Source organism: Nocardioides sp. (genome assembly GCF_034670285.1).
Classification (GTDB): domain Bacteria; phylum Actinomycetota; class Actinomycetes; order Propionibacteriales; family Nocardioidaceae; genus Nocardioides.
Genome location: NZ_JAXMNS010000205.1, coordinates 1 through 6,551, shown reverse-complemented (window position 1 = coordinate 6,551; position 6,551 = coordinate 1). Strand labels below are relative to the sequence as shown.

The 6,551-nt window shown below is 70.1% G+C and carries 8 protein-coding genes and 1 pseudogene; 2 read left to right on the top strand and 7 right to left on the bottom strand.

From position 1 onward, the window contains the following. From VOI19_RS11480 to hppD, 3 genes are all read right to left on the bottom strand, one after another. A partial coding sequence (locus VOI19_RS11480; RefSeq protein WP_323793098.1) for a DUF1697 domain-containing protein occupies positions 1-496 on the bottom strand: 496 nt, incomplete at its 3' end. Positions 497-532: 36 nt separating this feature from the next. After that, positions 533-667: a hypothetical protein gene (locus VOI19_RS11475; protein WP_323793097.1), complete on the bottom strand. Its 135-nt coding sequence runs from the start codon at positions 665-667 to the stop codon at positions 533-535. Positions 668-764: 97 nt separating this feature from the next. Then, positions 765-1,958, bottom strand: a complete 1,194-nt coding sequence (gene hppD / locus VOI19_RS11470; protein WP_323793096.1) for a 4-hydroxyphenylpyruvate dioxygenase — start codon at positions 1,956-1,958, stop codon at positions 765-767. Positions 1,959-2,039: 81 nt separating this feature from the next. Here hppD and VOI19_RS11465 point away from each other — a divergent pair, with 81 nt between their 5' ends. Both VOI19_RS11465 and VOI19_RS11460 read left to right on the top strand, forming a co-directional pair. Continuing rightward, a complete protein-coding gene (locus VOI19_RS11465; protein ID WP_323793095.1) occupies positions 2,040-2,504 on the top strand; it encodes an Lrp/AsnC family transcriptional regulator in 465 nt (154 codons plus the stop codon). Positions 2,505-2,544: 40 nt separating this feature from the next. Beyond that, positions 2,545-3,906 carry an HNH endonuclease gene (locus VOI19_RS11460; RefSeq protein WP_323793094.1) on the top strand — a complete coding sequence of 454 codons (1,362 nt, stop codon included), beginning with the start codon at positions 2,545-2,547 and terminating at the stop codon, positions 3,904-3,906. A gap of 13 nt (positions 3,907-3,919) precedes the next feature. Here the strand turns inward: VOI19_RS11460 and VOI19_RS11455 are convergent, their stop codons facing one another. From VOI19_RS11455 to VOI19_RS11440, 4 genes and pseudogenes are all read right to left on the bottom strand, one after another. After that, positions 3,920-4,363 (bottom strand): hypothetical protein, encoded by a 444-nt coding sequence (locus VOI19_RS11455; RefSeq protein ID WP_323793093.1) that lies wholly within the window; start codon positions 4,361-4,363, stop codon positions 3,920-3,922. A gap of 219 nt (positions 4,364-4,582) precedes the next feature. Continuing rightward, on the bottom strand, positions 4,583-5,764 hold the full coding sequence (locus VOI19_RS11450) for a hypothetical protein (protein WP_323793092.1): 1,182 nt from the start codon (positions 5,762-5,764) through the stop codon (positions 4,583-4,585). Next, positions 5,761-6,300 (bottom strand): SigE family RNA polymerase sigma factor, encoded by a 540-nt coding sequence (locus VOI19_RS11445; protein ID WP_323793091.1) that lies wholly within the window; start codon positions 6,298-6,300, stop codon positions 5,761-5,763. The genes VOI19_RS11450 and VOI19_RS11445 overlap by 4 nt, the downstream gene beginning before the upstream one ends. A gap of 61 nt (positions 6,301-6,361) precedes the next feature. Then, positions 6,362-6,551 (bottom strand): annotated as a pseudogene (locus VOI19_RS11440) (TetR/AcrR family transcriptional regulator); the annotation flags it as partial.

Here is a 6,551-nt window from a genome sequence, read left to right as displayed (position 1 = left end):
CTTCCGATCTGTTGGTGGCGACGCCGAGGTGTCGCTCCACGACCGCGTTGCTGATCGTGGCCTCGCGATAGGCCTCCCCGAGCAGCAGGTGCACGGCCCGTCCCGAGACGATCGCGCGCTCGCCCTCGGTCGAGCGGGCCTCGAGAGCCGCGGCGGCCCCGGCGTCCGGCTCCGCCTTGAGCAACGACACGAACTGCTTGCCGGTGTGACCCTCCCCCAGTCTCGCAGCCTCGGCCGCGACCTCCACGAGGTCGGCGCAGGCGTAGACCATCGTCGGCACCTCGAAGCCCCGGTCGTCGAGGTAGGCCGCCTCCAGCGCCGCCTCGATCTTCGCCCGTGAGCGCAGGGCGGTCTCGAGCCGCACGTTGCCGGTGTTGAGGTGCGTGGTGACGCCCGTGAACCCGGCGGCCTCTGTCACCGCGACGACGTCGTCCTTGGGGAACTTGCGCTTCGCCCCGAGATTGATGGCCCGCAGAAAGGCGACGCAGGTGGACATGACCCGGATCGTCGCACGACCACGTCCCCGGGGGCGTCAGGCGGCGAGCTCGAACCGGTGCCCCGACGGACGCTCCCGACCGTGATCCGCGAACAGGGAGCCGATCAACATCGCCAGCGGGAGCGACAGCACGCACCATGAGCAGATCACCAGCAACGTCACAAGAATCATGGCTCGAGGCTCTCACCCGGACCGAAGACGGCGTGAGAGCCGATCAGTCAGTCTTGACTAGTCATCCCGGACCGGGCGCCTGCCGCGAGCGCTCCCCTCAGAGGTTGCCGCGCGCGTCCTGCTCGCGCTCGATGGCCTCGAAGAGCGCCTTGAAGTTGCCCTTGCCGAAGCCGAGCGAGCCGTGCCGCTCGATGAACTCGAAGAACACCGTCGGACGGTCACCCATCGGCTTGGTGAAGATCTGGAGCAGGTAGCCGTCCTCGTCGCGGTCGACGAGGATCTTGCGCTTCTTCAGCTCCTCGATCGGCACCCGCACCTCGCCGATGCGCGCCCGCAGCTCGGGGTCGTCGTAGTAGGAGTCGGGGGTCTCGAGGAACTCGATGCCGTTGTCGCGCAGGTGGTCGACGGTGCGCAGGATGTCGCCGGTGGCCAGCGCGATGTGCTGGCAGCCGGCGCCGTCGTAGAACTCGAGGTACTCGTCGATCTGCGACTTCTTCTTCGCGATCGCCGGCTCGTTGAGGGGGAACTTCACGCGGTGATTGCCACTGGCCACGACCTTGCTCATCAGCGCGGAGTAGTCGGTGGCGATGTCGTCGCCGATGAACTCGGCCATGTTCGTGAAGCCCATGACCTTGTTGTAGAAGGTCACCCACTCGTCCATCTTGCCGATCTCGACGTTGCCGACGCAGTGGTCGACGGCCTGGAAGAGCCGCTTGGGCTGGCCCTCGCGCCGGGTCACGCTCGAGGCGCGTGCGACGTATCCCGGCAGGTAGGGGCCGGAGTAGCGACTGCGGTCGACCAGGGTGTGGCGGGTCTCGCCGTACGTCGCGATCGCGGCCATCCGCACGGTGCCGTGCTCGTCGGTGACGTCGTGCGGCTCCTCGAGGACGGTCGCGCCCACCGAGCGGGCGTGGTCGATGCAGCGATCGACGTCGGGGACCTCGAGGGCGAGGTCGACGACGCCGTCACCGTGCTTGCCGTGGTGCTCGTGCAGCGGGCTGTCGGGGGTGACGCCACCGGTGAAGACGAACCGGGCGCTGCCCGAGCGCAGCACGAAGGACTTCGAGTCACGGTGGCCGGTCTCGGGACCCCGGTAGGCCTCGAGGGTCATGCTCAGGGCGAGCTGGTAGAAGGTCGCGGTCTGGGTGGCGTTGCCGACCACGAAACCGATGGCATCCATGGCGGTCACCGGGAACGGGTCGCGACTGGCGTCGTACTCGATCAGGCCGACCAGCTCCTTGAGCTGGTCGAGGGTGAGGTCGGCGCGGAGCTCGTCAGGCGTCAAGGTCATGGCGCCAGCGTCACGCAGGCTGACAATCTGTGCAACAGTGAGCCGTCGAACTACACAACCTGTACAGAATCGAGGCCCGCGGTGGATGACGTGGACCGCAACCTGATCACCCTCTTCGCCGACGAGCCCCGCGTGGGGGTGCTCGAGGCCTCGCGTCGCCTCGGGGTCGCGCGCGGCACCGTGCAGGCACGCCTCGACAAGCTGACGTCGTCCGGCGTCATCACCGGCTGGGGCCCCGACCTCTCCCCCGACGCCCTCGGCTTCGGCGTGACGGCGTTCCTGACCCTGGAGATCAGTCAGGCCGCCGGTCACGAGTCGGTGGCCGAGCGCCTCGCAGAGATTCCCGAGGTGCTCGAGGCCTACACGATCACCGGCACCGGCGACCTGTGGTGCCGCGTCGTCTCGCGCTCCAACTCCGACCTCCAGCGCGTCATCGACACGGTCCTGGCCATCGACGGCGTGCAGCGCGCCTCGACCGTGATGGCGCTGGCGACCCAGGTGCCCTACCGGGTCCTGCCACTGCTGGACGCAGCACTCCGGGGCTAGAACTCTTGTGGTTCGAACATGTGTTCGATACAATGCTTGCATGTTTCCCACCGGCTTGCTCGAGGCGCAGGAGGTCCGCCGCTTCCGCGACGACGCCCTGGCCGCGACACGGCCGGCCGGTGACGAGGTGGTCACCGATCGGGAGCGGGTCGACCTGATCGCTGAGCTGGAGCGGTTGAAGTCGGCGGCGTGCGCGTTGCAGGCCGAGCTGACGGTGGACCTCGACGCGTCGGTCCGGTCGCGTGACGCCCGGCACGGGGTCGCGCCCGAGCGACAGGGACGTGGCGTCGCCTCGCAGATCGCGCTGGCCCGACAGGAGTCGCCCGCGCGAGGGCAGGTGCTCCTCGGCCTGGCGAAGGACCTCGCAACCGACCTGGGCTGCACCCACCAGGCACTGCGCGAGGGCCGGCTCAACGAGTACCGCGCCCAGGTCGTGGCCAAGGAGTCCGGCTGCCTGGGTCGTGAGGATCGCGCCGTCATCGACGAGGACGTGTGTGGCAGCGACCTGATCGACGGTCTCGGGACCGGTGCCCTGGCGGGCGAGGTCCGCAAGCGTGTCGAGGCCGCCGACCCCGCGGCCGTGTGCCGCCGCAACGCGAAGGCCGAGTCGGAGCGCAGAGTGGGCCTCCGCCCGACCCCGGACACGATGGTCTACCTGAGCGGCCTGCTGCCGGTCACCCAGGGCGTGGCCGCCTTCGCGTCACTGACCCGAGCAGCCGAGTCGCTGATCAGTCAGGGCGACGGCCGCGCCAAGGGCCAGCTCATGGCCGACCTCCTCGTCGAGCGACTGACAGGCCAGGCCAGAGCCACCGATGTCGGGGTCACCGTCGACCTGGTCATCTCCGACGAGTCCCTGCTCGGCGCCGGCCACGAGTCCGCCACTCTGCCTGACCTCCCCGGCTGCACCATTCCGGCCCAGATCGCTCGCGAGGTCATCGCCCGCGCCCTTCGGGCCGAGACGGTCAGCTGGATCCGCAGCCTCTACGCCGACCCCAGCGGCCGCCTCGTCGCGATGACCTCGAAGCAACGACTCGCACCGGCCGGACTCGCCGACTTCCTGGTCCTCCGCGATCAGGGCCTGTGCCGCACCCCCTGGTGCGACGCACCGGTCCGCCACATCGACCACGTCCACCCCCACCACCACGGCGGGGAGACGAGTGAGACCAACACCCAGGGGCTCTGCGTGGCGTGCAACCTCGCCAAGCAGGCCCAGGGGTGGTCGCAGCGGGTGATCCAGGACGACGCCGTGGCCCACACCGTCGAGACCACGACCCCCACCGGTCACCGACATCGATCCCACGCGCCCGCACCACCCAGACCCGCACGGACCTCACCGCCACGTCCGCGCAGCATCGTGGTCGAGCTCTACCGGCCCGCGACCATGATCGACTACGCCGCCTGAACGCGGTGCGCCCTCAGCAGCCGAGGAAGCTGCCCGGGGCCAGCGTGAGCGATCGCATCGTCTGCGAGTCCATGTCGTGCAGCGCGATGCTGACGATCGGTCCGTCCTGAGCGAGCTCGTAGGTGCCGTAGCTGTCGAGCGGCGCCTCGTCCTCGCCGAGCGGACCGGTCTCGAAGTACGCCGTGCGTGCCTCGAGGTCGGCGGCAGCGGTCTCGGCGTCCTCGAAGGCAAGCCTTCCCACCAGCGCGTCGTCGTCGCCGTGCACGAAGTAGCCCGACTGCTCCGGCTTCTCCAGGTCACCCGCACCACGGTCGCAGTCCGCGCCCGCGACCAGGCCGGCGACCTCGATCTCCGCGAGGCCTGCTCCCACGACGTCGAAGGTGCCGCCGGCGGCGAGCGAGGGCGCATCGCCGTCCAGGACCCGCAGCACCTCTTCGGCGCGGGAGCCGGTGACCACCAGGCCGGCGTCCGGGACCAGAGTGACCTCGCCGAACTCCAGGGGGTAGCCGTCGCCGATCAGTCCACGGCCGTCGGCGACCGCGACCAGGCTGCTGGCCGAGAAGTGCCGCCGCCCGAAGAGGTCGCCCTCGTCGAGACCGGCATCGAGGAGGTCGTCGGCCAGCCCGTCGAGGTCCGCGTCGGAGGAGACGCGGTAGACATTGAGGCCCCCTACCTGTCAGCAGCTGAGGATGCCTGGGTCCGACGTGAGATCCCTCAGAGTCCTCGAGCCCATGTCGCCCAGGCGGACGTCGACGACCCGCCCGTCACGGGTGAGGTCATAGGTGCCATAGGTCTCGAGCGGCTCCTCGTCCTTGCCGATCGGACCCCCTGCGAGGTAGGCCGTGCGCGCCTCGAGGTCGGCAGCAGCGGTGTCGGCGTCCGCGAAGACCAGTCGCGCAGCCAAGGCAGCGTCGTCGCCGTGGACCAGGTGGCCTGCTTGCGCCGGCTTCCGGAGCCCCGCAGGCACGATGCTCTTCCGACCACACAGGGCCTCGGTCGACAGCGAGGCCACCTCGACGTCCTCGATGCTCCCCACGAGGAGGTCGAAGGTGCCGGCGGTCGCCGCCGACTCCAGCTCGCCGTCAAGCACCTGGAGGATGCGCTCGCTCAGCCTGCCCAGGATGACCAGGTCGGCCTCGGGATCGATCGTGACGTCGAGGAACTCGATCGGGTAGCCGTCGCCGATGGTCTGGTCCGGGCCGACGACCGAGGTGACGGACTCGGTGAAGGCGCGGCGCCGACCGAGCAGCTCCTGCTCCTCGAGGCCCGCAGCGACGAGGTCGTCGACGATCGCGTCCAGGTCGACGTCGGGCTTCATCTTGTAGACGGTGAAGTAGGTGAAGGCGTCGCCCGACGTGCCCTCGAGCGACCACCGCACGCCGTACTCGTTGAAGGGCAGCTCGGCCATCCGCTCGAAGTAGGCGGTGGTCGGCCCGAAGAGGCCGCCGGGGTCGGGCGCCCCGTCCCCGTCGTCGGCGAGCACGTAGTCGAGTAGCTCGGCGTTGTACTCCGCGACGCTGGATGCCTCGAGGCCCAGGCGGCCTGCTGCCGCAGCCTGGTCGTTGAAGTACAGATCCGACGTGTCCGCAGGCAGCAGGGCCAGCGCCTCGGCGAAGCCGGCGCCCCCACCGGTCGGCGAGACCACCTGTGGCGCCGTCGATCGGTCGCCGCCGACCCCGACGAGCGAGATGGTGGTCGCCACGACCGCCACCGCCGCCGCTGCGGCGACCACCGAGAACGCCGTACGCCGCTGGCGCGCCACCGCGGCGCGCCCGATCATCGCGCCGGTCGGCGGCCCGGCCGGGTGCACCTCGCTCGCCCGGCCCTCGAGGGCGGTCATCAGCTCCTGCTCGTTCATCGCAGCCCCCTTCCGGACGTGCCAGGTGTGCCGGAGGACTGGTCAGCCAACCCCGGATCGATCGCCATCGCCTTCAACGCCCGTGACAGGCGGCTCTTCACCGTGCCCGGCGCCACCCGCAGCGTCTGCGCCATCTGCGCCTCGGTCTGGTTGAGGTAGTAACGCAGGACCACCGCGGTGCGCTGGTCGTCGGCGAGCTTCGCCAGGGCGCGGTCGATCGCATCCCGCGCATCCACCTCGTCGGTGGCGTCCCGCCCACGGGCCACCGGCTCGAGCACCTCACCGGTCGGCCTCTCCGAGGTCCACCGACGCCGACGCGAGTCGGTGAAGGTGTTGACCAGGACGCGGTAGACGTAGGCGTCCCGGTCATCGGCGCCCTCCACCTTCGACCACTTCACCAGGCAGCGCGTCAACGCCGTCTGCGCCACGTCTTCCGCCTCGTGCGGCGAGCAGCCCAGCAGCACCGCAGCCCGCACCAGGCGGGCCCAGCGCGCCGCGACGTACTCGCTGAACTCAGCGTCCCGAGAGGTCCTCATGCCCGTGAGACGCGCGAGCCGACGCTCGGGGTTCCCGCCACGACCAGTATTTCTCCGGTGCTCATCGGGCCGCGATGCCGTCGTACATCAGCCGCTGGATCGCATCGGCCAGCTCGGCCTGCGACTCCTCGTCGTGGTGACGGATCCCATGGATGACCGCACCCAGGATCATCCCGTTGACCGCCCGCGCACTGGCCCGGGCGTCGAGGTCGGCGCGCAGGTAGCCGAGCTCGATGCCGTGGGTGAAGTAC

Excerpts from the sequence above, each read along its gene's own strand:
- VOI19_RS11475 (WP_323793097.1), bottom strand. The coding sequence starts at position 667 with ATGATTCTTGTGACGTTGCTGGTGATCTGCTCATGGTGCGTGCTGTCG.
- hppD (WP_323793096.1), bottom strand. The coding sequence starts at position 1,958 with ATGACCTTGACGCCTGACGAGCTCCGCGCCGACCTCACCCTCGACCAG.
- VOI19_RS11460 (WP_323793094.1), top strand. The coding sequence starts at position 2,545 with ATGTTTCCCACCGGCTTGCTCGAGGCGCAGGAGGTCCGCCGCTTCCGC.
- VOI19_RS11450 (WP_323793092.1), bottom strand. The coding sequence starts at position 5,764 with ATGAACGAGCAGGAGCTGATGACCGCCCTCGAGGGCCGGGCGAGCGAG.
- VOI19_RS11445 (WP_323793091.1), bottom strand. The coding sequence starts at position 6,300 with ATGAGGACCTCTCGGGACGCTGAGTTCAGCGAGTACGTCGCGGCGCGC.